Source organism: Kitasatospora sp. NPDC088134, assembly GCF_044741705.1.
Lineage (GTDB): Bacteria > Actinomycetota > Actinomycetes > Streptomycetales > Streptomycetaceae > Kitasatospora.
In genome coordinates this window covers 1-23,826 of sequence record NZ_JBIUTD010000043.1, presented here as the reverse complement: position 1 = coordinate 23,826, position 23,826 = coordinate 1, and the positions used below count along the sequence as shown (strand labels likewise).

Here is a 23,826-nt window from a genome sequence, read left to right as displayed (position 1 = left end):
ACCGCAGGACCGGGGTATAGCGCAGCTTGGTAGCGCGCTTCGTTCGGGACGAAGAGGCCGTGGGTTCAAATCCCGCTACCCCGACCCAGAGAAGGACCCATCCGAGGAATCGGGTGGGTCCTTCTGCATTGTCACACCCCTTTGCCAAACTTGGATCATGGCAAAGGTCTTCGGTCACATCTCGGGGTACCCCGTTGGCACGTGGTTCGTGAACCGTGCCGCCCTGCGCAAGGCAGGACTGCACGCTCCGCTCGTCGGCGGCATCAGCGGCCAGGGCGATGAGGGAGCCGACTCCATCGTCATCTCGGGTGGCTACAGCACGGACGAAGACTTCGGCGACGTCATCCTCTACACCGGCCATGGTGGTAACGAAAACGGACGACAGGTCGGGGATCAGGACATCACCGCCCACGGCAACGCCGGCCTGGTCCGCAGTGAACTCGAAGGGCACCTGGTACGGGTCATCCGTGGGTCCGGCAACGAATCGCCGTACGCACCGGACACCGGGTTCCGCTACGACGGGCTGTTCCGGGTGGATTCGCACCGGAGCATCTACGTGAATGGCTTCCTCACCTGGCAGTTCCGCTTGGTCGCAGTGGACACGCTCCAGGGTTCCGACGACGACCGGACGCCAGAGGAGGAGTACGTCACCCCGTTCCACGGCGAAGAGGTGCACCCTCCGGTGCCCCGACAGTCCAGCCAGATCCAGCGGTCCGTCAGGAAGAGCGCCGTCAAGCAGCGGGTGAAGCAGTGGCACCGAGGTCAGTGCCAGATGTGTCATCAGCTCCTGTCCGTGCCAGGAGGGCTTTCCTACAGCGAGGGCGCGCACATCCTGGCGATCGGCCAGCCCTACAACGGCCCCGACATCGTAGAGAACGTGCTCTGCCTCTGCCCCAACTGCCATGTGCTTTTCGACTACGGGGCTCGATACCTCACCGACGACCTCCGTGTCGTCGACGGTCTCGCCCATGAGCAGATCGGTGAGCTGCGGACGGTCAGGCAGCACCGCATCGATGTCCGTTTCGTCCAGGCTCACCGTCGGCGTTGGGTGCCCGGAAGCTGAGTGCTGCTCATCGGCAAGAAGTCACAGATCGGGCACGAAGGGAGGCTCAGGCAGGACTGATCGGGACAATTGGCGAATGAAGCATGATCACGTGGACTCCGACTTCGGCCCCGTTCCCGGCGTTGACCTCGGCCAGATCTTCGCCAGTCGTAGGTTGCTCTTCGATGCGGGCGTGCACCGCCAGTTGCAAGCGGGTATCAGCGGCAGGAAGGAACACGGCGCCCAGTCGATCGTGGTCTCCGGCGGGTACGAGGACGACGAGGACTACGGCAACGTCATCATCTACACCGGTCAGGGAGGACGGGACGCCGCCACTGGCCAGCAGGTGAAGGACCAGGAGCTCACTCGGGGAAACGCCGCCCTGGTGACGAGCCTGAGCACCGGTTGGCCCGTCCGGGTGGTGCGTAGTCTGACCGAGCATCGGCGAAAAGCGGTGGACGGGTACCGCTACGACGGACTCTTCCGGGTGGAGGACTACTGGTCGGAGCTCGGCCGCTCGGGCTTCCTGGTGTGGCGTTACCGGCTCGCCCAGCTGGAAGAAGGTGAGAAGCCCGACCGCGCACCGCACCGGCCCGCGGGGCGGACCACGCTGACCCGGGTGGAGGTCAAAGTCCAGCGCATCGTGCGCAGCACCTCGGTGGCGGATTTCGTCAAGCGCGTGCACGACTTCACCTGTCAGGTGTGCGGACTCCGGCTGCCCACGCCCACAGGCGCCTACGCGGAGGCCGCACACATCCAGGGACTCGGGAAGCCGCACAACGGGCCGGACATACCCGCCAACGTGCTCTGTCTCTGCCCGAACCACCACACGCTCTTCGACTTCGGGATGCTGAGCATCGATGACGATCTGTCGGTCATCGATCTGGCGACCGGTAGGTCCTTGGGGCGACTGACACTGCACGATGCCCATGAGATCGATCCGAAGTACCTGGCCTACCACCGGGCGCACCACTCCCGCGGATGGGTCCATGCACCCGTACCGGCTCCCGGCCCCGGCTCCACCCGCTGAGAGCGTCACAAGCGCCGTTCGGCGGGCCCGGCTGAGGGGTCGTCAGGGGGGTTGCTGGGCCGTTCCGGTGAGTCGGGGGCGGTGGGGGCGGGTTCTCGGATGCGGGGCGGGGGGCGGGGCCGGAGGGTGGGAGGGGTGGGCTCCCGTGGGCGGGGCCGGTGGTGGAGGTGGTGGATGAGCACGGCTGAGGTGCCGAGCCCGGGGGGCGGGGCGGCGGCGGTGGCGGAGAAGGCGAAGAAGGTGGCCGCGCCCAGGATGACCTGGGTGACGCTGGCGCTGATGACGACCAGTTCGGTGGCGAGCCTGCGGTCCTCGCCGACGATGGCGGTGTACGGCCTGGCCTGTGTGTTCCTGTACGTGGTGCCGGCGATCGTGTTCCTGCTGCCGACGGCGCTGGTCTCGGCGGAGCTGGCCTCGGGCTGGGAGGGCGGCGTCTACAACTGGGTGGCGCAGGGCCTGTCGAAGCCGCTCGGCTTCCTCGCGGTGTGGTGCCAGTTCGCCATGACGATCTTCTACTACCCGAGCCTGCTGGCGTACGTGGCGAGCACGATCGCGTACGTGGTGGACCCGAGCCTGGCCAGCAACGGCCTGTACACCGCGATCGTGATCATGGTGCTGTACTGGACCGGCGTCTGGGTCTCCTCGCGCGGGACGAACGCGGTGGCCGGCCTGGCCTCCTGGGGCCTGATCATCGGGACGCTGATCCCGGGCGCGCTGCTGGTGCTGCTGGGCTTCGTGTTCCTGGGCCAGGGCAACGGCTCGGCGGCGCCGATGGACACCGGCCACCTGCTGCCGGCCTGGACGGGCCTGGCCAGCCTGGTGCTGATCGTCAACAACTTCCTGAGCTACTCGGGCATGGAGATGAACGCGGTGCACGTCTCCTCGCTGAAGAACCCGGGCAAGGAGTTCCCGCGCTCGATGTTCCTGGCGGTCGGCATGGTGCTGCTGATCTTCATCCTGCCCGCGCTGGCGATCAGCTGGGTGGTGCCGGCCGACCAGCTGTCGCTGACGGCGGGCGTGATGCAGGCCTTCGACGCGTTCTTCCAGTACTTCCACATCGGCTGGCTGACGCCGCTGATCGCGGTCGGCCTGGTGGCGGCCTCGCTGGGCGGCATGCTGACCTGGCTGGCCGGCCCGTCGAAGGGCCTGCTGATGATCTCCCGCCAGGAGGGCTACCTGCCGCCGTCGCTGCAGAAGCTGAACAAGCACGGCGTCCAGCAGAACATCCTGGTCGCGCAGGGCGTGCTGACCACCGCCATCGCACTGATGTACGCGCTGATCCCGGACGTCTCCAGCGTGTACTGGATCTTCTCGGTGATCACCACGCAGGTGTACCTGATCGTCTACCTGCTGATGTTCGCGGCCGCGATCCGGCTGCGGAAGACCCAGCCGGACCACCCGCGCGGCTACCGGGCCCCGGCGCTGGTCGCGCTGTGCGTGGTGGGCCTGCTGGCCTCGGCGGCGGCGATGGCGATCGGCTTCGTGCCGTCCTCGCAGTTCGGCGGCGGCAGCGTGTGGTCGTACATCGGGATCGTCGGCGGCGGCCTGCTGCTGCTGGGCGTGATCGTCCCGTTCGCGTTCCTGAAGGCCAGCAAGCCGGAGTGGCGCGACCCGGCGGCGGCCGCGGCGATCGAGGCGGAGGCGGCATGAGCACCCGGATGGCGTCCCAGCACAAGTGGATCTACGTCGGCGCGATCGTGGTGCTGGTCGGCATGGCGGTGGTCGGCCTGCTGAGCTTCACCCAGCAGCACGCCACCAACGAGGCGTACCGGAAGGCCGACGAGCTGATCGGCAAGCTGCAGGCGACCGGCTACCCGGCGCCGGACCGCGGCCAGATCGCCCGGACCCTGGGCACCGACGGCGGCGCGGTGTGCGCCGACCCGGGCAGCGCGCTGAACCGCGCGCTGCAGCGGGTGCAGCTGTCGAACGGGGCGGGCGGCCCCGGGCAGCGCCCGGTCATCGCCAACGCCCGTACGATCGCGGCGGGTTCGGTCGTGCTGAGCGTCTACTGCCCCGACCGGCTGGCCGACTACCAGGAAACGATCAAGGACTACAAGACCGGTGACACGGTCAAGAACTGACAGACCGATGACCCGGTCGAGAACTGACGGACCGCCGAGGAGCTGCACCAGATGACCACCGACACCGAACTCGCCGCGCGGATCGCGGCCCTGATGCCCCGTGCCAAGGCCGACCTGGCCGAGCTGGTCGCCATCCCCTCGGTCGCGGACCCGCGCCAGCAGCCGCCGGAGCGCTGCCGGGAGGCCGCCGAGTGGGTGGCCGCCGCGTTCACCGACGCGGGCCTGCGCGACGTCCGGCTGGTCGAGACCCCGGACGGCAGCCACGCCGTCCTCGGGCACCGGCCGCCGCCGCCGGGCGCGCCGACGGTGCTGCTGTACTGCCACTACGACGTGCAGCCGCCGCTGGACGACGACGCCTGGACCACCCCGCCGTTCGAGCTGACCGAGCGGGACGGCCGCTGGTACGGGCGCGGCACCGCGGACTGCAAGGGCAACGTCGTCATGCACCTCACCGCGCTGCGGGCGCTCGGCGACGACCTGCCGGTCGGGATCAAGCTGGTCGCCGAGGGCTCCGAGGAGCAGGGCACCGGCGGCCTGGAGGCGTACGTCCCGCAGCACCCCGAGGACCTGCACGCGGACGTGCTGCTGGTCTGCGACACCGGCAACGCCGCGGTCGGGGTGCCGACCGCGACCACCTCGCTGCGCGGCCTGGCGAACGTGGTCGTCACGGTGCGGACACTGGAGTCGGACATGCACTCCGGGATGTTCGGCGGCCCCGCCCCGGACGCGCTGGCCGCGCTGATCCGGATGCTCGACTCGCTGCGCGACGCGGACGGCGGGACGGCGATCAACGGCCTTCCCGCGGACGGTGCTTGGGACGGCGTCGGGTACGACGAGCAGCAGTTCCGGGCGGACGCGGGCGTGCTGGAGGGGGTCGCGCTGACCGGCTCCGGGACGGTCGCGGACCGGCTCTGGGCCCGTCCCGCGGTCACCGTACTGGGCATCGACTGCGCGCCGGTGGTCGGCTCGGCCGCCGCGATCCCCGGGACGGCCCGGGCCCGGGTCAGCCTGCGGGTGCCGCCCGGCACCGACCCCGGCACCGCGCAGGACGCGCTGACCGCGCACCTGGTCGCGGCCGCGCCGTGGGGCGCGCAGGTCACGGTGGAGCCGGAGTCGAAGGGCTCGCCGTTCAAGGCCGCCACCGACGGCCGGGCGTACGCGGCGCTCGACCGGGCGGCCCGCGAGGTCTACGGCAAGCCGCTGTCCTTCCTCGGGCAGGGCGGCTCGATCCCGCTGTGCAACGTGCTGGCCGCGCAGTACCCGGAGTCGGAGATCGTCCTGATGGGCGTGGAGGAGCCGCGCTGCCTGATCCACGCGCCCAACGAGAGCGTCGACCCGTCCGAGATCCAGCACATGGCCCAGGTCGAGGCGCTGTTCCTGCGCCACTACGCGACCGCCGCCCACCGCTGAGCCGAGAGGGAGCCCATGCCCGAGCCGTTCACCACCGCCGACTTCCAGGCCCGGATGGCCCGTGCCGCGACCGCCGCCGCGGACGCGGGACTGGCCGGACTGGTCGTCACCCCCGGCCCCGACCTGCAGTACCTGACGGGCTACCGGCCGACCGCGATGACCGAGCGCCTGACCGCGCTGGTGATCGCGGCCGGTGTCGAACCCGTGCTGCTGGTACCGAAGTTGGAGCGCCCGGACGCCGAGCACGCACCGGGCGCGGAGGCCGTCCGGATGGCCGACTGGACCGACGGCCAGGACCCGTACGCGGCGCTCGCGCCGCACCTGGACCCGGACGGCCGGTACGGGATCTCCGACAACGCCTGGGCGATGCACCTGCTCGGCCTCCAGCAGGCACTGCCCGGCAGCTCGTACGCCTCGCTGACCGCAGTGCTGCCGATGCTGCGGGCGGTGAAGGACCACGACGAGCTGGAGCGGCTGGCCGCCGCCGGGGCGGCCGCCGACCTGGCGTACGGGGAGATCCTGGCGGTGCCGTTCGCCGGGCGGACCGAGAACCAGGTGGCCGCCGACCTGGCCGCGCTGCTGACGAAGCACGGGCACAGCCAGGTCGACTTCACCGTGGTCGGCTCCGGTCCGAACGGCGCCAACCCGCACCACGAGGCCGGGGACCGGGTGATCCAGCTCGGCGACACCGTGGTGCTGGACTTCGGCGGGCTGAAGGACGGCTACGGCTCCGACACCACCCGCACCGTCTTCGTCGGCACCGAGCCGCCGGCCGAGGTGCTGGCCGTCCACGACCTGGTGCGGCGCGCCCAGCAGGCCGCGTTCGACGCCGTCGCGCCCGGGGTGACCTGCCAGGAGATCGACCGGGTGGCCCGGAAGGTGATCACCGACGGCGGGTACGGCGAGTACTTCGTGCACCGGGTCGGCCACGGCATCGGGCTGACCACCCACGAGCCGCCGTACATGGTGGAGGGCGAGACGCAGGTGCTGGTGCCCGGCATGTGCTTCTCGATCGAGCCCGGGATCTACCTGCCCGGGCGGTTCGGCGTCCGGATCGAGGACATCGTGACGGTCACCGAGGACGGCGGGCTGCGGTTCAACGGGACGCCGCACGAGCTGGCCTTCGTGAGCTAGGCGGGTGCGGGACGGAGGGCCGCCCGGGGGCGGCCCTCCGTCAGGTCGGCAGGTGGAAGGCGCGGCGCAGTTCGGAGAGCAGGGCGCGCAGGGCCGGGGGCGGGGCGGGCCGGTTGACCAGGGTGAGCAGGGCCGGGACGGTCAGGTCGGTGACGGCGACCGGGCGGAGCGCGGGGAACGCGGCGGCCATCGAGCGGCTGAGCACGGCGACGCCGAGGCCGCGGACCGCCAGGTCGGCGATCGCGGAGGCGGCGGTGGCCTGCAGGGCGATGTGCGGGGTCAGGCTGCGGGCGGTGCAGCCGCGGTCGAGGACGGCGCGCAGGCCGGTGCCGGGCGGCATGCAGATCAGCGGGTGGGCGAGGAGTGCGGCGAGCGTGGTGCGGCCGGTGTCCAGCGGGTGGCCGGGCGGGACGGCGGCGACCAGCGGTTCGCTGATCACGGTGTGCGCGTCCAGGCCCTCCGGGGTGTCGGCGGCCCGGCCGATCAGCGCCAGGTCGAGGGCGCCCGCCCGGACGGCCTCGGTGAGTCGCTCCGAGTCGTCCTCCAGCAGGGCGAGTTCGACGCCCGGGTGAGCCCGGTGGAAGGCCGCCAGGCCGTCGAACAGCGGGGTCAGGGTGCAGCCCGCGACCATGCCGATCCGCAGGCTGCCGCGGATCAGGTCGGTGACCTCGCCGACCGCCTGCCCGACCGCGCGGGCCGCGGCCAGCGCCTGCCGGGCGTGCTCCAGGGCGGCCTTGCCCGCGACCGTGAGGGTGACGGCGCGGGCCGAGCGGTCGAACAGCTCGGCGCCCAACTCCTTTTCCAGCTGCCGGATCTGGGCGCTGACCCCGGACTGGCTGATGTGCACCCGCTCGGCGGCGCGGGTGAAGTTGCGCTCCTCGGCGACGGCGAGGAAGTACTCCAGCTGCCTCAGTTCCATGAGTGAGAATTCTAGCTCGGAGCAGAACCAGCTGTTGGATTTCTGATCGGGGCGGCGGGAGACTGGAGGCGCAGGAAGCGACCAGGAGCACGGAGGCCGGCATGAGCGAGTACGAGAAGGCGATGGCACCGGAGGACCTGACCCGGCTGTTCGTGGAGCGCTCCAACGCGGGCGACGCCGCCGGGGTGGCCGCCCTCTACGAGGAGAACGCCGTGATGGCCTACCCGCCCGGGCAGTTCACGGTCGGCCGGGCCGCGATCCGGGCGCTCTGGGAGCAGGTGCTGGCGCACCGCCCGCAGTTCGCCCCCGAGCCGCCGCTGCCCACCCTCGCCGCCGACGGCATCGCGCTGACCGCCACCCCGCCGAAGGACGGCAGCGGTGCCCGGGCCCAGGTGGTCCGGCAGCAGCCCGACGGCAGCTGGCTGCGGCTGCTCGACCAGCCGGAGTTCCAGCGCCCGCAGGGCTGACGGCGGGGGCAGGGCCCGTGACGGGTCGTCAGCGGGTGCGGCGGCGGTAGTCGGCCGGGGTGGTGGAGAGGGTCCTGGCGAAGGCCCGGCGCATCGCCTCGGCCGAGCCGTAGCCGCAGGAGCGGGCGACCTGCTCGACGCCGTCGCGGGAGTCCTCCAGCCGGCGGCGGGCCGCCTCCAGGCGGGCGCTCGCCACGTAGCGGCCCGGGGTGACGCCGACGTCCGCCGTGAACACCCGGGCGAACTGCCGGGGCGAGAGGGCCGCCCGGCGGGCCAGCGCCTGCACCGACAGGTCGTCCTCCGGGTGCTCGGTGATCCAGCGCTGCACCTCGCGGACCTGGTCGCGTTCGGCGAGCTGGGCCGAGAGCTGGGTGGAGAACTGGGCCTGCCCGCCCGGGCGGCGCAGGAACACCACCAGGGTCCGGGCGACCGCCAGCGCCGCCTCCCGCCCCAGGTCCTGCTCGACCAGGGCCAGCGACAGGTCGATGCCGGCCGTCACCCCCGCCGAGGAGAAGAACCGCCCGTCCCGGACCCAGATCGGCTCCGGGTCCACCGTCAGTTCCGGGTACCGGGCCGCCAGCGCCGCGCTGTGCCGCCAGTGCGTGGTCACCCGGCGGCCCGCCAGCAGGCCCGCCTCGGCGAGCAGGAAGGTGCCGGTGCAGACCGACACCACCCGCTCGGCACCCGCCGCCAACTCGGCCAGCCGGGGCGGCAGTTCCGGCCCCGACCGGCGCGCGCCGCTGCCGCCGGGCACCACCAGGGTGTGCACCGGCCCGACCTCCGCCAGGTCCGCGTCCGGCAGCATCCGCAGGCCGCTGGACGCCCGGACCGGCGCCCCGCCCGGCGAGGCGGTGGTCACGGTGTACGCCGCGCCGCCACCGCTGAACACCTCCAGCGGGCCGGTGACGTCGAGGCTCTGCACGCCGTCGAACAGGACGATCAGGACGCTGCGGGTCTGCATCCTCCCAGGGTGGCCGGGCGGGGCGGTGGCAGCAAGGACACGTACCCCACCTTTCCTGCCGTCCGGGTCCGGTGGCCGTTCGGCGGTCAGGGGTGCAGCTGCTTGTAGTAGTGGGTGGTGTCGGCGAGCACCCCGTCCGGGGTCGCGGCGTGGCCCGGGACGGTGCCGAACGGCGTCCAGCCCGCCGTCCGGTACAGGTGCTCGGCCGGACTGCCGGCCTGGGTGTCGAGCAGCAGCAGGGTGACGCCCGCCGCGCGGGCCGCGTCCTCGGCGTGCGCCAGCAGGCGGCGGCCCAGGCCCGCGCCCCGGGCGTCCCGGTGCACCAGCAGCTTCACCAGCTCGGCCCGGTGCCGGCCGTTCGGCTTCGACTCGCGGACCAGCGCGACCGTCCCCAGCACGCGGCCCGCGCCGTCCCGGGCGATCCAGAGCAGCCGGCTGCCGTCCGCGACCGACGGGCGCAGCGAGGCCCACCAGGCGGCCGCCTCACCGTGGGTGACCGCCGCCAGGAAGCCGACCGAGGCGCCGTCGGCGACGGCGTCCAGCAGCAGGGCGGCCAGGCCGTCGAGGTGGGCGTCCAGGCCGGCGGCGGAGAGCGGGTGGAGCTCGGCGCTCACGGCAGCACCACCGCGACCAGGTAGCGGACCGGCTCCGGGCCGGGGCAGTGGAACTCGGAGGCGCCGTGCAGCCGGAAGCGCAGGCAGTCCCCCGGCGCGAGGTGCTGCGGACCGTCGTCGAGGGTCAGCCGCAAGGTGCCCGCCAGGACCCACAGGTGCTGCTCCAGCCCCGGTACGGGCGGGCCGTCGTAGCGCACGGTGGCCCCCGGGAGGAGGGTGCCCTCGACCAGTTCGGCGCGCAGGCCCGGGTGCGGCGGCGAGACCGAGCGCCGGGAGAACCCCGCCTCCGGGTCCTGCCACACCGGCTGCTCCGCCGCCCGCAGCAGGCCCGGCGGCTCGGCCTCCACCTCGGCCAGCAACCGGGACATCGTCCGGCCGTACGCCGCGCACAGGCGGCCCAACTGGGCTGCGGTGGGGCTCAGTTCGGCGCGCTCCAGCCGGGAGAGGGTGGAGCGGCTGACGGCACTGCGGGCGGCGAGGTCGTCCAGCGACCAGCCGCGGTCGGCGCGCAGCGCGGCGAGGCGGGCAGCGAGGCGGTGATCGGCGTCGCCGGGGGGATCGTTTCTCACATCAGGGACAGTATCTCAACTGCGGGACGCGGCGGGCGGGCGCGCGTACCGCGAGGGCGCGGCGGGGCGGCCACCCGGTGGGATTCCCGGGTGTGAAGTGTGGTTACCGTGGTGGGGTGTACCGGTTCCTGTTCAGCCCGCGGTGGCTTGTCGGCACGGTCGTCGCGGTGGCGGCGATCGCGGTCTGCCTGATGCTCGGGACCTGGCAGTTGGGGCGGTTCGAGTCGCGGATGTCGACGCACCGGGAGAACGGGAAGGCCGCGGCGGGGACCGCGCAGGGCGAGGTGCGGCCGTTCGCGGCGGTGCTGCCGGACGGGGCGGCGAAGGTCGGGACGGACACGGTGGGCCGGGCGGTGCGGCTGACCGGCTCGTACGACGGGGCGCACCAGCTGGTGGTGCCGGACCGGACGGTGGACGGGCGGCAGGGGTACTACGTGCTGACGCCGCTGCTGACCGACGGGGGCCGGGCGGTGGCCGTGGTGCGCGGCTGGGCGGCGGGCGAGCCCGGGGCGGCGCCGGAGGTGCCGGCCGGGCCGGTGGACGTGACCGGCCGGCTGCAGGCACCGGAGAACAGCGGGAGCGGCGGCGCGGTCGCGGGCGGCCTGCCCGCCGGGCAGCTGGGGACGATCAGCCCGGCGACGCTGGTGAACGTGCTGCCGTACCCGGTGTACGACGGCTGGGTGGCGGCGGACGACGTCCCGGCGGGGCTGACGGCGGTGCCGACGGTGCAGCCGCAGGGCGGGGACGGGCTGAGCCTGCGGGCGTTCCAGAACCTGGGCTACACGCTGGAGTGGTTCGTCTTCGCCGGGTTCGTGGTGTTCATGTGGTTCCGGCTGGCGCGCCGCGAGGCGGAGGCCGTCCAGGACCGGGCCCTCGGACTGGATCCGGCCCTGGACTGACGGCCCGTCAGCGCTTGCTCGGGCTGGGCACCGGCTTGGCCGAGGGCCCGGCCGAGGGCTTCCCGCCCTGGGCGCCCGGGGTGCCGCAGGGCAGCGGCGGGGCGGCCGCGGCGGTCGGCGCGCCCGCCGTCGGGGCGGCGGCGCCCGGGACCGGCAACGCGCCCGGCGGGGGGCAGGCGTCGAAGGAGCCGAAGGACCCGGGCGCGGGCGACGGGTTGCCGCACTCGTCCACGTAGTCGTCGGTGCGGGTGGAGCCGCTGGTGCGGTGGTGGTAGTGGTGCACCACGGTGCTGCCGCCGCCGGTGTAGTGCGGGGTGGTGCCCGAGCTGTTCGAACTGCCGGAACCGGACCTGGACCTGCTGCCGGAGCTGCTGGAACTGCCCGAACCGCTGGAGCCCTTGGAGCTGCGACCGCTGCTGCTACTGCTGCCGCCGCTCTTGCTCTTGGCGAGCACCGTCAGCCCGGTGTCGGAGTGGGGCGCGCCGGCGGCCTGCACGCAGCCGCGGCGGTCGTCGCCGGAGGAGCAGCCCGCGGCGGTCAGCAGGACGGCGCCGACCGCGGCGGCGGCCAGCACGGCGCGCCCACCCATCAGTTCTTCCCCTCGTCGGTCGGTCCGCCGGTCATCGGACGGTGCCGGGCGCCAGGTGGCGCCGGACGAAGTCGATCTCCAGCCGGAGCTGCTTGATCCGCTCGTCGACGACGAGCGAACCGTGCCCGGCATCGTAGCGGTAGACCTCGTGGGCCTTGCCCAGTTCCTCCAGCCTGCGGACGTAGTTGTCGATCTGGCGGATCGGGCAGCGCGGGTCGTTGACGCCGGCCGAGATGTAGACCGGGGCCTTGACCTGCTCGACGTACGTCAGCGGGGAGGAGGCCCGCCAGCGGTCGGGGACCTCCTCGGGGGTGCCGCCGAACAGCGTGCGGTCCAGGGACTTCAGCGCCTCCATCTCGTCCGCGTAGGCGGTGAGGTAATCGGCGACGGGGACGGCGGCCAGGCCGAGGGTCCAGTGGTCGGGCTGGGTGCCGAGGCCGAGCAGGGTGAGGTAGCCGCCCCAGGAGCCGCCGGAGAGGACCAGCCGCTCCGGGTCGGCGAGGCCGCTCTGCACCGCCCAGGCCCGGACGGCGCCGATGTCCTCCAGCTCGATCAGGCCGACCCGCTCGGTGAGGGCGTCGGTCCAGGCCTGCCCGTAGCCGGTGGAGCCCCGGTAGTTGACCCGGACGACGGCGAAGCCGTGGTCGAGCCAGGCGGCGGGCCCGGCCGCGAAGGAGTCGCTGTCGTGGTGGGTCGGTCCGCCGTGCACCTCGAAGACGGTGGGGTGCGGGCCGTCCCCGGCCGGGCGCTGGACCAGGGCGTGCACCCGGCCGCCCGGGCCGTCCACCCAGACGTCCTCGACCGGGACCGAGCCGGGCGGGACGGGGCCGGGGGCGCGCAGCACGACCGCGCCGGAGGTGGAGCGGACCGCGGACGGCTCGGCGGCCGAGGACCAGAGGAACTCGACGGTGCCGTCGGGGCGGGCGGTGGCGCCGGAGACGGTGCCGCGCGGGGTGTCCAGCCGGGTCAGGGCACCGCTGTCGAGGTCGTAGGAGAACAGCTCGGAGCGGGCCTCGTACTCGTGCTCGATCAGCAGCGTCCGGGCGTCCGGCCGCCACTGCGCGGACAGGTCACCGGGGAACGCGCGGCCCTGCTCGTCGCGGAGGCCGAGTTCGGTCTCGGTACCGGTGGCGACGTCCCAGAGCATCGGCTCCCAGCGGCCCCGGCGCTGGTGGGCGACCAGCAGCCGGGTGTCGCCGGGGGCGGGCGCGAAGCCCAGGCAGGCGACGCCGCGCGGCTCGGCGCGGCCGGTGACCTCGTCCAGTTCGGCGACGGTGGCACCGTCCGCCAGGCGCAGCACCCGGATCGCCGAGTGCATCGCGTCGCCGTGCTCGGTGTGGTCGACGGCCAGCAGGGCGCTGTCGTGCGAGAGGTCGCCGACGCCGCCGTACTCGGCGTGGTGGTAGACCACCTCGGGCCCGGCCGCGCCGGGGCGGATCAGGTGGAGGGTGGTGCCCTCGTCGTCGGTGGAGGTGCCGACCACCACGGTGCCGTCCCGGCCGAGCGCCAGGCCGGCCGAGTAGGCGGCCGGGACGCCGGGGGCGGCCTCGTCGTCGGGGCCGCCCGCGAAGGGCTGGCGGCGCCAGACGCCGAACTCGTCGCCGTCGGTGTCGTCGAACCACCAGATCCACTCGCCGTCGGGGCTGAGTTCGGCGTCGGTGGTGCCGCTCCGGCGGTCGGTGACCCGGCGGTGCTCGTCGGTGGCCCGGTCCCACGCGTACACCTCGTAGGTGCCGGTGGCGTTGGACACGTACAGCGCCCGGTCGGGTGCCTCGTCCGCCCACTCGGGCAACGAGACCCGCGCCGCCCGGAACCGCTGCTCCCACGCCGGAACGACGTTCGTCTGCTCGTTCATGCACCCATCCAACCCGATACCGGGAGGGATCGGAACGGGGGTGCCGAACGGTCGGGCACGCAGCGGATGCGGTGCGGCTCCTGACGGTCTATCAAAAGAAAAGGTACAAATACGGACAGAACGAACACGAGGAGTCCGCCGTGCCCGTCCCCGCACCCGTTCCCGCGCCCCCGTTCGACCTGCTGGACCCGCACCGCCTGGCCCTGGAGCTGGGCCTGGAGCTGGGTCTGGTCGAGGAGATCGAGCAGTACCTGGCCGGCCTGCCCGCCCCGGCTCCGGCGCCCGCGGCACCCTCGGCACCAGCGGCACCCGCCCGGTACGGCTCGGTGCGGCAGCCCTGGAACCACGGCCACCCGCTCCCCCACCGCTCGCTGCTGGACCGGCTGGCCCGCCGCCCGGCCCGGCCGGTGGAGGTCAGCGTCGCCGGGCACCTGGAGCTGACCTCCCGCTACCTGGCCGAGGCGGGCTGGACCCAGGGCGCCCTCTGGGACGGCGCCGGGCGGGTCTGCCTGCTGGGCGCGCAGACCGCCGTCCTCGCGCACGGCTACGGCACCGCGTACACCGTCCGCCGGGCCCGCGCCCAGGTGATGGAGGTGCTGCACGCCACCGGACGGCCCGTGCCCTCCCCGGACGTCTGGAACGACCACCCCGGGCGGCGGCAGGCCGAGGTGCACGCCCTGCTCGACAGCGCCCGCGGCCGGGCCCGCTCGCTCGGCATCTGAGCGCCCGCCGAACAACCTCCCCGACGGCTCCTCAGCGTCGGCTTCCTGCGGCCTCTCGACCCCGCCTCCTGTCGGCCCCTCGGACCCGGACGGGCGCGGCCGGCCGGGCGACCCGCCACGTCGGCCTGCGCCGGCCGGTGGTACTCCCGGGGCGGTGTCAGGTCCGCAGCGTCGGGTGCGCGGCGCCAGGTGTGCGGCGTCAGGTGCGGGCCGTCGGGCTGGGGGCCGCGCCCGCCGGGACGGGCGCGGGCTCCGGGCCGGTGAAGTAGACGGTGCCGCCGCAGCCCGCCGGTAGCGCGGTGGCGGCGGCCGGGGCGGCGGCCCCGTCGGGCGCGTAGCCGAGGACCGGGCCGGTCGGCGGGGTCGGGCCGGCCGTCGCGCCGGGCGTCGGGGCACCCGTCGGGCTGGGGTCGACGGCCGTCAGCGGCTGCACCGGGCCCGGGCCCGGGTCGGCGGCGGCTGCGGCCGGCGAGGCCGCGGCGGGCACGGGCTGGGGGCTGCTCGACCCGCTGGGCGTCGTCGTGGGGTCGCCGCAGCGGGTCGGCACCCAGGCGAAGCGCACCAGGTAGGCGCTGCCGGGGCCGAGCAGCAGTTCGGGCGGCAGCGCGGCCGGGTCGGTCAGCGAGCCCGCCGGATCGCCGACGGTGTGGGCGAGCAGCCGGACGCCGGTGGCGCCGGTCCCGAGGTCGAGCCGGCCCGGGCTCTGGACCCGGCAGGCGTGGGCGGTGGTGTTGGTCAGCTGGAACCAGCCGTAGACCTTGCCCGCCGGGTCAGCTGCGGCCTGCTGGGCGTCGGCCCGGCCGAGGTCGACGGGCCCGCAGGCGGGCACGGCGGCGGCCGTGCCCGGGCCGGCCGCCGGGTCGGCGGAGGCACTGGCCGCGGGGCCGGTGCCGACGCCCTGGCCGACCACCGGTCCGCCGGTGCCGGGGCGCGGGTGCGGGCTGGGACCGCTCGCGGAAGGGGTGGGGCCGGGCTGCGGACCGGTGGCGGCCGGGCCGTCGGCCGGGACGCCGGAGAGGTCGAACGGCCGGGTGGCGTTCACCACCGGCAGCACCGCGACGGCGGCGGCCAGCACCGCGGCGCCGCCCAGGGCCCGCCGCCGGGCGGCCCGGCGGCGCGGCACGGCGGCGCGCAGCCGGGGCAGCGCGCCGGGGCCGGGTTCGACGGCGGCGACGGCGCGGTGCAGGCGGGCGCGGAGCTGGTCCTCGGTCAGTCCGGCACCGGGGCCGGGGTGGTGGGGTTCACTCATCGCCGGTCTCCAGCCGCACCCGGAGGGCGGCGAGTCCGCGCGAGCCGTACGCCTTGACGGAGCCGATGGAGATGCCGAGCACCTCGGCGACCTGAGCCTCCGTCAGGTCGGCGTAGTAGCGCAGCACCAGCACCTCCCGCTGACGGCGTTGCAACCCCCGGAGCGCGGCCTTCAGTGCGTCGCGCTCCAGCGCATCGTAGGCCCCTTCTTCTGCACTGGCCATGTCAGGCATCGGCTTGGGCAGCAGTCGCAGCCCGAGCAGGCGGCGGCGGAGCGTGGACCGGGACAGGTTGACCACGGTCTGCCGCAGGTAGGCGAGGGTCTTCTCCGGGTCGCGGACCCGGCGCCGGGCGGCGTGCACCCGGATGAAAGCCTCCTGCACGACGTCCTCGCAGGAGGACAGGTCGTCGAGCAGCAGGGCGGCGAGCCGCAGCAGTGAACGGTAGTGGGCCCGGTAGGTGTCGGTGAGCTGGTCGACGCTGGCCCCGGTCGCGTCCGCTGCCGCCGCAGCAAAGCCCATCCGACTACCGGCCCGCCGGGCCGCCCCGGGCAGGGTGACCGCCACCGCTGCCCCTGTCACGTTCCGCATGCTGGTTGGACACCCGATCCCCTGTCCTGGTTGCCCCCGCCGGAGGGCGTTCTTCGACCGAGAGGAAATCCCCCTCCGGAGCGCACTCGCTCCGAAGGGGGATTCTGGCAGACCCGGCGGACGGGCCGGGTCCGCTTCACCCGTCCCGCACACAACCGTCGCGCTGTGCGGGCCCCGGCTCGGCGGCCGGTGCCGGCTCAGCGGCCGGTGCCGCCGTAGACGATCGCCTCGTCGCCCGCGCTGTCCAGGCCGAACGCGGAGTGCACGGCGCGGACCGCCTCCGGCACGTCCTCCGCCCGGGTGACCACCGAGATCCGGATCTCCGAGGTGGAGATCAGCTCGATGTTGACGCCCGCCTCGGACAGCGCCTCGAAGAAGGTCGCGGTGACGCCCGGGTTGGACCGCATGCCCGCGCCGACCAGCGAGATCTTGCCGATCGCGTCGTCGAAGCGCAGCGACTCGTAGCCGATGCCCTCCTTGACCCGGTTCAGCGCGTCGATCGCCTTCTGGCCCTCGTTGGTGGGCAGCGTGAAGGAGATGTCGGTCAGGCCGGTGGCCGCGGCCGACACGTTCTGCACGACCATGTCGATGTTGACCTCGGCGTCCGCGATCGCGCGGAAGATCCGGGCCGCCTCGCCCGGCTTGTCGGGCACGCCGACGACGGTGACCTTGGCCTCCGACGTGTCGTGGGCGACTCCGGAGATGATGGCCTGCTCCATCTCGCCCCCTTCGGGCTTGTTCGGGTTGGTGCCGCTGACGATCGTCCCCGGGAGACCGGAGAACGACGATCGTACGTGAATCGGGATGTTGTAGCGCCGCGCGTACTCCACGCAGCGGTCGAGCAGCACCTTCGAGCCGGACGAGGCCAGCTCCAGCATGTCCTCGAAGGCGATCCAGTCGATCTTGCGGGCCTTCTTGACCACCCGCGGGTCGGCGGTGAACACGCCGTCCACGTCGGTGTAGATCTCGCAGACCTCGGCGCCGAGCGCGGCCGCCAGCGCCACCGCCGTCGTGTCCGAGCCGCCGCGGCCCAGCGTGGTGATGTCCTTGGAGACCTGCGACACGCCCTGGAAGCCGGCCACGATCGCGATGTTGCCCTCGTCCAGGGCGTTGCGGATCCGGCCCGGCGTCACATCGATGATGCGGGCCTTGTTGTGGGTCGAGTCGGTGATCACGCCGGCCTGGCTGCCGGTGAACGACTGGGCGTCGAAGCCCAGCGTGCGGATCGCCATCGCCAGCAGCGCCATCGAGATGCGCTCGCCGGCGGTCAGCAGCATGTCGAACTCGCGGCCGGACGGAATCGGCGTCACCTGCTCCGCGAGCTCGATGAGTTCGTCCGTGGTGTCGCCCATCGCGGAGACCACGACGACGACCTCGTGACCGGCCTTCCTGGTGTCCACGATGCGGCGGGCGACGCGCTTGATGCCTTCGGCATCCGCGACGGACGAGCCGCCGTACTTCTGCACGACAAGGCCCACGGGGGCTCCTCGACTCGGGGTGGTAGGTCGCCGCCAGTCTAACGAGCGGGGGTGGCCCGACCGACGCCTTTCACATGGTGAGATGCGCATATCGAACTGCGGTCACCGCCGACCGGCAGGTCTGCGGGCCCCGAGCGTCCGCCCCGAAGAATCGCCGCCCGCGCCCCGGTCCCCGTCCCGGAATCTTCACCGCCGCGCCCCGGGTGACTGTTGCGTCACACCGGGGCGCGGGGGCGGCGTCGTGCGCCGGTGGGTGCGTCCACCCGGCGTGCCTGGAGGCCGGGTTCGGCCGCCTACAGGCCGAGCTCGGCCGCCATCAGGTCGCCGGCCTGCTGCTCCAACTGCTCGTCGGTCAGCCCGTCGTCGTCGGTGTCCGCGCCGTCCGGCACCGCGCCCAGCGGCGAGTCCAGCCGCACGTGCGCGATCAGCGACTGCAGCGCCCGCAGCACCGCCGTGCAGGTCGAGCCCCAGTTGGACAGGTACGAGAACTGCCACCACCAGAGCGCCTCGGACACCCGGCCCTCGCGGTAGTGCGTCAGGCCGTGGCTCAACTCGCTGACCACGCCCGCAAGATCGTCCGAGATCCGGAACGCGCTCGGCTTCTCCGGCGGGCCGTACGGGTCGAAGACCTCGTGGTAGACGTCGATCGGCGCCAGCAGTTCGGCGAGCCGCTCGCGCAGCTCCACCCCGTCCGGCTCCGGGCCGGCGTCCGGCTCGAAGCGGTCCTCCGGCAGCACGTCCTCGATCGCGCCGAGTCGGCCGCCCGCCAGCAGCAGCTGCGACACCTCCAGCAGCAGCAGCGAGATCGCGCTGCCCGGCTCGTCGCCCTTGGCCACCTCGGTGACCGCGAGCACGAAGCTCTCCACCGAGTCCGCGATCTGCACCGCGAAGTCGTCCGGGGCGTCGGTCCGGCCCAGCGGACCCGGCAGTTCAGAGGTGTCGGTACGGTCAGACATCGAGCAGTCGTCTCCCTTCGAACGCCCGGCCGAGGGTGACCTCGTCGGCGTACTCCAAGTCCCCGCCGACGGGCAGTCCGCTCGCCAGCCGGGTGACCTTCAGACCCATCGGCTTGCACAGCCGGGCCAGGTAGGTCGCGGTCGCCTCCCCCTCCAGATTGGGGTCGGTGGCCAGAATCAGCTCGGTGACCGTGCCGTCCGCGAGCCGCGTCATCAGCTCACGGATCCGCAGGTCGTCCGGACCGACGCCCTCGATCGGGCTGATCGCCCCGCCCAGCACGTGGTAGCGGCCGCGGAACTCACGGGTCCGCTCGATCGCCACGACGTCCTTGGACTCCTCCACCACGCAGATGACCGCGAGGTCGCGCCGCGGGTCCAGGCAGACCCGGCACTGCTCGGCCTCCGCGACGTTGCCGCAGACCGTGCAGAACCGGACCTTCTCCTTCACCTGCTGCAACGCGTGCGCCAGCCGCCGGACGTCCACCGGATCGGCCTGCAGGATGTGGAAGGCGATCCGCTGGGCGCTCTTCGGACCGACCCCGGGCAGCCTGCCCAGCTCGTCGATCAGGTCCTGCACCACGCCCTCGTACACCCGCCACGCCTTCCTTCGGTCGGGGGCCGCACCCAGGTGCCGCCCTCCGGTGCCATCATCCAACGAATCGGGCGTCGGACACACCGCCCGACGCCCTACTCGCGCATAAATCACACAACCCCTGCTCCGGGAGCTTCCGCTTCCGGTCGGGCGTTGAACGGCCTCGGCCGTCGTCGGCCGGCCCTGTTGAGGACGGCCCGGGTCGGAAGAGACCGGGTCGGAACGGCCCGGGTCAGGACGGACCGGTCAGAACGGCCCGGGTCAGAACGGCCCGGGTCAGAACGGCAGGCCGGGGATGCCGCCGCCGCCCAGGCCCTGGGTCAGCGGGCCCATCCGCTCGGCCTGGAGCTTCTGCGCGGCCGCGTTCGCGTCCCGCACCGCGGCCACCACCAGGTCGGCCAGGGTCTCGGTGTCCTCCGGGTCGACCGCCGACGGGGAGATGACCAGCGAGACCAGCTCGCCCGCACCCGTCACCGTCGCCTCGACCAAGCCGCTGCCCGCGGACCCGGACACGTGCGTCTCGGCCAGCTCCTTCTGAGCCCGGCCGAGCTCCTCCTGCATCTTCTGCGCCTGCTTCAGCAGCTGCTGCATGTTCGGCTGGCCACCAGGGAACACGGAACTCTCCTCGATCCTTCGCCACTCACGCGCCGCCCCGGACCGCCCCGGAACCCCCGGGAGCGCCCGCGCCGGCACCTCGTCCCCGAGCCTACGCGGCCGCCCGTCGGCACCACGTCAGTTCGAGCCGTCGACCGCCCGCTCCTGTTTGCGGCTCAGCTCTGGCGGTGGTGGATCTCCTCCAGCACCGTCGCCCCCAGCTCGCGGACGATCAGCTCCTGGGCCGAGAACACGTCCTCGTTCAAGTCCGGGTCGTCCTCCTCCGGCACGTCGTCCTCCGGCGCGACCACCGGCTGGGCCTGCACCGGGGGCGCGGTCCGCACCTGCGGCGCGGGGGCCGGGCGGGCCGGGGCGGCGGGGGCCTGCTGCACGGGGGGCTGCTGGACCGGCGCGGCCTGCGGGGCCGACACCGGGGGGGCCGACGGCTGCTGGACGGCGGGCGGCGGGACGGGCGCGCCCGGGGCCTGCGCCGGGGGCGCGAACTGTGCCGTCGGGGCGGCCGGGCGGGCCGGAGCGCCCCACCCCCCACTCGCGGGGGAGGCGGCCGGGGCGGGCGCGGACTGCGCCGCGGGCGAGTTCGTCGCGCCCGAGGGGTCGACGATGCACTCCACCCGCCAGTCCACGCCCAGCGCGTCCGTCAGCGCCTGCCGCAGCACGTCGTCGCTGTGGCTGCCGACGAAGCTGTCCCGGGCGCCCGCGTTCACGAACGAGACCTGCAGGGTGCTGCCGTCGAACCCGGCCACCTGGCCGTTCTGGCTCAGCAGGATCCAGGTGAACCGGCGGCGGTTCTTCACCGCCTCCAGGATCTGCGGCCACATCTGCCGGATCTGCCCGGCGCCCTGCTGGGCCGCGGCGGACGGCTGCTGGGGCATCGGGGGCTGCGCGATCTGCTGGGTCACGTGTTGAGGGGCCTGCGGCTGGGACGGCTGGGACGGCTGGGCCTGCTGGGCCTGCTGCTGGGGTGCGGCGGGCTCCGGGTGCGGGGCGGGGGCCGGGGCCGCCGGGGTGTTCTGGGCCGCCTGCTCACCGGGGGCGAAGCTGCGCGGGATCGGCCAGGCGCCGGGGGCGGGGCCGGTCGGGGCGACGGGCGCGGGGGGCTGCTGGACCGGCGCGGCTTGGGGAGCCATCGGCGCGACGGGCTCGGGCATCGGGGCCGCGGGCATTGCAGCGGCGGGCATCGGGGCGGCGGACGGCTGGAAGGCCGTCGGCGGCATGGGCGCGGGCGCGGCGAAACCACCGGCCGACGCGCGGCGCTCCAGCTTGTCCAGCCGGGCCTGCGTGGACAGCTCGTCCCCGTACGCGCCGGGCAGCATCACCCGGGCGCAGATCAGCTCCAGCTGCAGCCGGGGGGCGGCGTTGCCGCGCATCTCGGTCAGGCCGGTGTTCACGATGTCTGCGGCGCGGCTGAGCTCGGCCGGGCCGAAGCGGTCGGCCTGGGCCTGCATCACGGCGATCCGGTCGGCCGGGGCGTCGATCAGGCCCTTCTCCCCCGCGTCCGGCACCGTCGCCAGGATCACCAGGTCGCGCAGCCGCTCCAGCAGGTCCGTGACGAACCGGCGCGGGTCGTTCCCGCCCTCGACCACCCGGTCGACCACCTGGAACACCGTCGCCCCGTCCTGCGCGGCGAAGGCGTCCACCACCTCGTCCAGCAGCGCGGAGTCGGTGTACCCAAGCAGCGAGGTGGCCATCCGGTACGTCACGCCGGCCTCGTCGGCGCCCGCCAGCAGCTGGTCCATCACCGACATCGAGTCGCGCACCGAGCCGGCGCCGGCCCGCACCACCAGCGGGAACACCGGGTCCTCGACCTGGATGCCCTCCCGCCCGCAGACCTGCGCCAGGTAGTCGCGCAGCGTGCCGGGCGGCACCAGCCGGAACGGGTAGTGGTGGGTGCGGGAGCGGATCGTCCCGATCACCTTCTCCGGTTCGGTGGTGGCAAAGATGAACTTCAGGTGCTCCGGTGGCTCCTCCACCACCTTCAGCAGCGCGTTGAAGCCGGCCGAGGTCACCATGTGCGCCTCGTCCAGGATGAAGATCTTGTACCGGCTGTGGACCGGCGCGAAGAACGCCCGCTCCCGCAGGTCGCGGGCGTCGTCCACACCGCCGTGCGAGGCCGCGTCGATCTCGATCACGTCGATCGAGCCGGGGCCGCCGGTCGCCAGGTCCCGGCAGGACTGGCACGCGCCGCAGGGCTCCGGCGTCGGGCCCTGCTCGCAGTTCAGGCAGCGGGCGAGGATGCGGGCACTGGTCGTCTTGCCGCAGCCGCGCGGCCCGCTGAACAGGTACGCGTGGTTGACCCGGTTGTTGCGCAGGGCCTGCTGGAGCGGGACGGTCACGTGCTCCTGCCCGATGACCTCCGCGAAGGTCTCGGGGCGGTAGCGGCGGTACAGGGCTAGGGACACGCCCCCGAAGATATCGGGCCCGGCCGACAAACGGGGCACCCCGCCGCCCCGGCCCCGAAAACGCAAGGACCCCTCGCGCACCCGCCAGAGCCCTCTTACCCTTGCTGCCTTCCGGCCCTGGGGGGGTTCAGAGAGATGACGCCACACGAGGGGCTGCCCCAAGAGTAGCGGATCCCCGCCCCCACTCCCCCCACCCACCCCCGAACTCCCCCGACTCCGATCCGCAGGCCACCCCCGGCCGCCCACCTGCGAGACCGTGGTCGCAACCACCCCTCGACATGTACTAAGCTCTCCCACGGAGGATTCGCCTAGAGGCCTAGGGCGCACGCTTGGAAAGCGTGTTGGGGGCAACCCCTCACGAGTTCGAATCTCGTATCCTCCGCCATGGCTGACCAGCCATAACGAAGGCCCCGACCGCCCAGCGGTCGGGGCCTTCGTCGTTGCGTGGTTGCAGTTGCCAGGATCCGCCAGGAACGGCTGACTGCTCGACCGCATCCGACGGTCGGACTCTCTGACCGAGCCATCGCATTCGCCCCCGCTGGGCACTGCTGCTCTGGCAGGGTGCTCTTCATAGCTGTGTCCAACAAGACCCGCAAGATCATCTGGTGTGAAGCAGGCGGCCGGTGCGCAATCTGCCGGGTCCAGGTCGTCACACCCGGAACTGACTGCGACGACCCCTCGGTCTTCGGCGAGGAGGCCCACATAGTTGCCCGCTCGAAGGGCGGGCCGCGAGCTGGCGGGCTAGATGATTGATGCGAAGGGTTAGTGGTCGTAGGCGGTCAGCGAGCGCATGACGGGCTGGCCGGTGCGGTCGTTGTGCCAGATCGCGCAGGTCAGGGCGAGGATGCGTTGCAGGACCCGGGCCATGACACCGCCCGGGGTCCGGCCCTGGTGGCGTTCGAGGTCGAGTTGGGCCTTGAAGGTCTGGTTGACGGACTCGATGACCTGTCGCAGTGGCTTGAACAGGGCAGATCCGGCTCGCGGGGGTTCGCCCCTGCGGGCCGGCCGCAGCAGGTGGAGTCCCCACTCTGCCAGTTCGTGCTCGAAGACGCGGCCGTAGTACTGCCGGTCGCCGATTACGGTCCGGCCGGGCCGGGCGGCGACGAGGCCGGGTTCGGTGTGGAGCATGCCGAGCAGGGTCGTTCGTTCGTCGGCCTTCGCTCCGGTCAGCGCGAAGGCGACGGGCAGGCCCTGCAGGGTACACACCAGGTGCAGCCGCAGGCCCCAGAAGTATCGGGAGTGGCTGGCCCAGTAGCCGTACTCGGCCCAGCCGGCCAGGTCCGAGCGCCTGGCCGTCTCGCGGGAGCGGCCGCACTCCACCGGGGTGGAGTCCACGACCCACACGCTGTCGCTCCACAGGGAGGTGTCCGTCGCGAGCAGGTGATTGACCTGTGCGACCAGGTCGGCGGCCTTGCGCAGGCGCCGGTTGTAGCCCGACTGCCCGGGCAGGTACGGGAACAGGTGCCGCAGGTGGGACGAGGCGTGGCGGATCCAGCGGCGCTCGGAGGTGAAGCCGAGCAGGGCCTGCATCACCGCGAGGGTGACCAGCTCGGCGTCACTGAGTAGCCGTTGTCGTACCGCTCGCGGGGGTTGTCGATCGAACGGGATTCTCGTTCGGGTGATCGCGGGATGGTGGGCGCATGAAGACAGGGCCTC

23 protein-coding genes, 2 tRNA genes and 1 other RNA gene are annotated in these 23,826 nt (G+C 73.4%); 11 read left to right on the top strand and 15 right to left on the bottom strand.

Features of this window, described 5'->3' with window-relative positions:
• Positions 1-10 precede the first annotated feature (10 nt).
• The 7 genes from ACIOHG_RS36470 to ACIOHG_RS36440 all read left to right on the top strand — a co-directional run bounded on the left by ACIOHG_RS36470 (position 11) and on the right by ACIOHG_RS36440 (position 6,697).
• A tRNA-Pro gene (locus ACIOHG_RS36470) sits at positions 11-84 on the top strand.
• A gap of 73 nt (positions 85-157) precedes the next feature.
• Positions 158-1,063: a YDG/SRA domain-containing protein gene (locus ACIOHG_RS36465; protein WP_400957656.1), complete on the top strand. Its 906-nt coding sequence runs from the start codon at positions 158-160 to the stop codon at positions 1,061-1,063.
• 76 nt (positions 1,064-1,139) lie between these two features.
• The gene (locus ACIOHG_RS36460) at positions 1,140-2,072 is read left to right on the top strand and encodes a YDG/SRA domain-containing protein (protein WP_400957653.1); all 933 of its coding nucleotides are present in this window, start codon (positions 1,140-1,142) and stop codon (positions 2,070-2,072) included.
• A gap of 174 nt (positions 2,073-2,246) precedes the next feature.
• A complete protein-coding gene (locus ACIOHG_RS36455) occupies positions 2,247-3,722 on the top strand; it encodes an APC family permease (protein ID WP_400957651.1) in 1,476 nt (491 codons plus the stop codon).
• Complete coding sequence (locus ACIOHG_RS36450; protein ID WP_400957649.1) at positions 3,719-4,153, top strand: hypothetical protein; 435 nt, start codon at positions 3,719-3,721, stop codon at positions 4,151-4,153. Before ACIOHG_RS36455 ends, ACIOHG_RS36450 begins: the two co-directional genes overlap by 4 nt.
• Before the next feature lie 51 nt (positions 4,154-4,204).
• Positions 4,205-5,563, top strand: a complete 1,359-nt coding sequence (locus ACIOHG_RS36445; RefSeq protein ID WP_400957647.1) for a dipeptidase — start codon at positions 4,205-4,207, stop codon at positions 5,561-5,563.
• A 15-nt stretch (positions 5,564-5,578) separates the two neighbouring features.
• Complete coding sequence (locus tag ACIOHG_RS36440; RefSeq protein ID WP_400957645.1) at positions 5,579-6,697, top strand: aminopeptidase P family protein; 1,119 nt, start codon at positions 5,579-5,581, stop codon at positions 6,695-6,697.
• Between the two features lie 40 nt (positions 6,698-6,737).
• On the opposite strand, the gene ACIOHG_RS36435 is transcribed toward ACIOHG_RS36440, so the two are convergent.
• Positions 6,738-7,616: a LysR substrate-binding domain-containing protein gene (locus tag ACIOHG_RS36435; RefSeq protein WP_400957643.1), complete on the bottom strand. Its 879-nt coding sequence runs from the start codon at positions 7,614-7,616 to the stop codon at positions 6,738-6,740.
• Between the two features lie 101 nt (positions 7,617-7,717).
• Here ACIOHG_RS36435 and ACIOHG_RS36430 point away from each other — a divergent pair, with 101 nt between their 5' ends.
• A complete protein-coding gene (locus ACIOHG_RS36430; protein ID WP_400957640.1) occupies positions 7,718-8,083 on the top strand; it encodes a YybH family protein in 366 nt (121 codons plus the stop codon).
• 28 nt (positions 8,084-8,111) lie between these two features.
• Here the strand turns inward: ACIOHG_RS36430 and ACIOHG_RS36425 are convergent, their stop codons facing one another.
• The 3 genes from ACIOHG_RS36425 to ACIOHG_RS36415 form a co-directional block, all read right to left on the bottom strand.
• A complete protein-coding gene (locus tag ACIOHG_RS36425) occupies positions 8,112-9,044 on the bottom strand; it encodes a GlxA family transcriptional regulator (protein WP_400957636.1) in 933 nt (310 codons plus the stop codon).
• Positions 9,045-9,130: 86 nt separating this feature from the next.
• Positions 9,131-9,658, bottom strand: coding sequence for a GNAT family N-acetyltransferase (locus ACIOHG_RS36420; protein ID WP_400957633.1), 528 nt, complete (start codon positions 9,656-9,658; stop codon positions 9,131-9,133).
• Positions 9,655-10,227 carry a helix-turn-helix domain-containing protein gene (locus tag ACIOHG_RS36415; RefSeq protein WP_400957631.1) on the bottom strand — a complete coding sequence of 191 codons (573 nt, stop codon included), beginning with the start codon at positions 10,225-10,227 and terminating at the stop codon, positions 9,655-9,657. Before ACIOHG_RS36415 ends, ACIOHG_RS36420 begins: the two co-directional genes overlap by 4 nt.
• Before the next feature lie 116 nt (positions 10,228-10,343).
• Here ACIOHG_RS36415 and ACIOHG_RS36410 point away from each other — a divergent pair, with 116 nt between their 5' ends.
• The gene (locus ACIOHG_RS36410; protein ID WP_400957628.1) at positions 10,344-11,126 is read left to right on the top strand and encodes an SURF1 family protein; all 783 of its coding nucleotides are present in this window, start codon (positions 10,344-10,346) and stop codon (positions 11,124-11,126) included.
• A 7-nt stretch (positions 11,127-11,133) separates the two neighbouring features.
• On the opposite strand, the gene ACIOHG_RS36405 is transcribed toward ACIOHG_RS36410, so the two are convergent.
• Together ACIOHG_RS36405 and ACIOHG_RS36400 are read right to left on the bottom strand one after the other, a co-directional pair.
• Positions 11,134-11,715 (bottom strand): hypothetical protein, encoded by a 582-nt coding sequence (locus tag ACIOHG_RS36405; RefSeq protein ID WP_400957625.1) that lies wholly within the window; start codon positions 11,713-11,715, stop codon positions 11,134-11,136.
• Between the two features lie 31 nt (positions 11,716-11,746).
• On the bottom strand, positions 11,747-13,570 hold the full coding sequence (locus tag ACIOHG_RS36400; protein WP_400957622.1) for a prolyl oligopeptidase family serine peptidase: 1,824 nt from the start codon (positions 13,568-13,570) through the stop codon (positions 11,747-11,749).
• Between the two features lie 140 nt (positions 13,571-13,710).
• On the opposite strand from ACIOHG_RS36400, the gene ACIOHG_RS36395 reads away from it, so the two are divergent.
• A complete protein-coding gene (locus ACIOHG_RS36395) occupies positions 13,711-14,292 on the top strand; it encodes a hypothetical protein (protein WP_400957619.1) in 582 nt (193 codons plus the stop codon).
• A 199-nt stretch (positions 14,293-14,491) separates the two neighbouring features.
• Here ACIOHG_RS36395 and ACIOHG_RS36390 read toward each other — a convergent pair whose 3' ends face one another.
• The 8 genes from ACIOHG_RS36390 to ffs all read right to left on the bottom strand — a co-directional run bounded on the left by ACIOHG_RS36390 (position 14,492) and on the right by ffs (position 22,325).
• Positions 14,492-15,541 carry a hypothetical protein gene (locus ACIOHG_RS36390; RefSeq protein WP_400957616.1) on the bottom strand — a complete coding sequence of 350 codons (1,050 nt, stop codon included), beginning with the start codon at positions 15,539-15,541 and terminating at the stop codon, positions 14,492-14,494.
• On the bottom strand, positions 15,534-16,061 hold the full coding sequence (locus tag ACIOHG_RS36385; RefSeq protein ID WP_400957723.1) for a SigE family RNA polymerase sigma factor: 528 nt from the start codon (positions 16,059-16,061) through the stop codon (positions 15,534-15,536). Before ACIOHG_RS36385 ends, ACIOHG_RS36390 begins: the two co-directional genes overlap by 8 nt.
• 266 nt (positions 16,062-16,327) lie before the next feature.
• Positions 16,328-17,608 (bottom strand): aspartate kinase, encoded by a 1,281-nt coding sequence (locus ACIOHG_RS36380; protein WP_400957613.1) that lies wholly within the window; start codon positions 17,606-17,608, stop codon positions 16,328-16,330.
• Positions 17,609-17,901: 293 nt separating this feature from the next.
• On the bottom strand, positions 17,902-18,564 hold the full coding sequence (locus ACIOHG_RS36375; protein WP_400707322.1) for a DUF5063 domain-containing protein: 663 nt from the start codon (positions 18,562-18,564) through the stop codon (positions 17,902-17,904).
• Entirely contained in the window at positions 18,557-19,156 is a 600-nt protein-coding gene (recR, locus tag ACIOHG_RS36370) for a recombination mediator RecR (protein WP_400957611.1), read from the bottom strand. The genes ACIOHG_RS36375 and recR overlap by 8 nt, the downstream gene beginning before the upstream one ends.
• 276 nt (positions 19,157-19,432) lie before the next feature.
• Entirely contained in the window at positions 19,433-19,747 is a 315-nt protein-coding gene (locus tag ACIOHG_RS36365) for a YbaB/EbfC family nucleoid-associated protein (protein ID WP_400957720.1), read from the bottom strand.
• Between the two features lie 179 nt (positions 19,748-19,926).
• A complete protein-coding gene (locus tag ACIOHG_RS36360) occupies positions 19,927-22,170 on the bottom strand; it encodes a DNA polymerase III subunit gamma and tau (protein WP_400957608.1) in 2,244 nt (747 codons plus the stop codon).
• 64 nt (positions 22,171-22,234) lie between these two features.
• An RNA gene (gene ffs / locus ACIOHG_RS36355) (signal recognition particle sRNA small type) lies at positions 22,235-22,325 on the bottom strand.
• Positions 22,326-22,467: 142 nt separating this feature from the next.
• On the opposite strand from ffs, the gene ACIOHG_RS36350 reads away from it, so the two are divergent.
• Positions 22,468-22,555, top strand: a tRNA-Ser gene (locus ACIOHG_RS36350).
• A gap of 377 nt (positions 22,556-22,932) precedes the next feature.
• On the opposite strand, the gene ACIOHG_RS36345 is transcribed toward ACIOHG_RS36350, so the two are convergent.
• Positions 22,933-23,793 (bottom strand): IS982 family transposase, encoded by an 861-nt coding sequence (locus ACIOHG_RS36345; protein WP_400957718.1) that lies wholly within the window; start codon positions 23,791-23,793, stop codon positions 22,933-22,935.
• Positions 23,794-23,826: the final 33 nt, after the last annotated feature.

What these genes read in the sequence shown, in the direction of transcription:
- ACIOHG_RS36465 (WP_400957656.1), top strand. Translation starts at nt 158, where the DNA reads ATGGCAAAGGTCTTCGGTCACATCTCGGGGTACCCCGTTGGCACGTGG.
- ACIOHG_RS36460 (WP_400957653.1), top strand. Translation starts at nt 1,140, where the DNA reads ATGAAGCATGATCACGTGGACTCCGACTTCGGCCCCGTTCCCGGCGTT.
- ACIOHG_RS36455 (WP_400957651.1), top strand. Translation starts at nt 2,247, where the DNA reads ATGAGCACGGCTGAGGTGCCGAGCCCGGGGGGCGGGGCGGCGGCGGTG.
- ACIOHG_RS36450 (WP_400957649.1), top strand. Translation starts at nt 3,719, where the DNA reads ATGAGCACCCGGATGGCGTCCCAGCACAAGTGGATCTACGTCGGCGCG.
- ACIOHG_RS36445 (WP_400957647.1), top strand. Translation starts at nt 4,205, where the DNA reads ATGACCACCGACACCGAACTCGCCGCGCGGATCGCGGCCCTGATGCCC.
- ACIOHG_RS36440 (WP_400957645.1), top strand. Translation starts at nt 5,579, where the DNA reads ATGCCCGAGCCGTTCACCACCGCCGACTTCCAGGCCCGGATGGCCCGT.
- ACIOHG_RS36435 (WP_400957643.1), bottom strand. Translation starts at nt 7,616, where the DNA reads ATGGAACTGAGGCAGCTGGAGTACTTCCTCGCCGTCGCCGAGGAGCGC.
- ACIOHG_RS36430 (WP_400957640.1), top strand. Translation starts at nt 7,718, where the DNA reads ATGAGCGAGTACGAGAAGGCGATGGCACCGGAGGACCTGACCCGGCTG.
- ACIOHG_RS36425 (WP_400957636.1), bottom strand. Translation starts at nt 9,044, where the DNA reads ATGCAGACCCGCAGCGTCCTGATCGTCCTGTTCGACGGCGTGCAGAGC.
- ACIOHG_RS36405 (WP_400957625.1), bottom strand. Translation starts at nt 11,715, where the DNA reads ATGGGTGGGCGCGCCGTGCTGGCCGCCGCCGCGGTCGGCGCCGTCCTG.
- ACIOHG_RS36400 (WP_400957622.1), bottom strand. Translation starts at nt 13,570, where the DNA reads ATGAACGAGCAGACGAACGTCGTTCCGGCGTGGGAGCAGCGGTTCCGG.
- ACIOHG_RS36390 (WP_400957616.1), bottom strand. Translation starts at nt 15,541, where the DNA reads ATGAGTGAACCCCACCACCCCGGCCCCGGTGCCGGACTGACCGAGGAC.
- ACIOHG_RS36385 (WP_400957723.1), bottom strand. Translation starts at nt 16,061, where the DNA reads ATGGGCTTTGCTGCGGCGGCAGCGGACGCGACCGGGGCCAGCGTCGAC.
- ACIOHG_RS36375 (WP_400707322.1), bottom strand. Translation starts at nt 18,564, where the DNA reads ATGTCTGACCGTACCGACACCTCTGAACTGCCGGGTCCGCTGGGCCGG.
- ACIOHG_RS36365 (WP_400957720.1), bottom strand. Translation starts at nt 19,747, where the DNA reads ATGCAGCAGCTGCTGAAGCAGGCGCAGAAGATGCAGGAGGAGCTCGGC.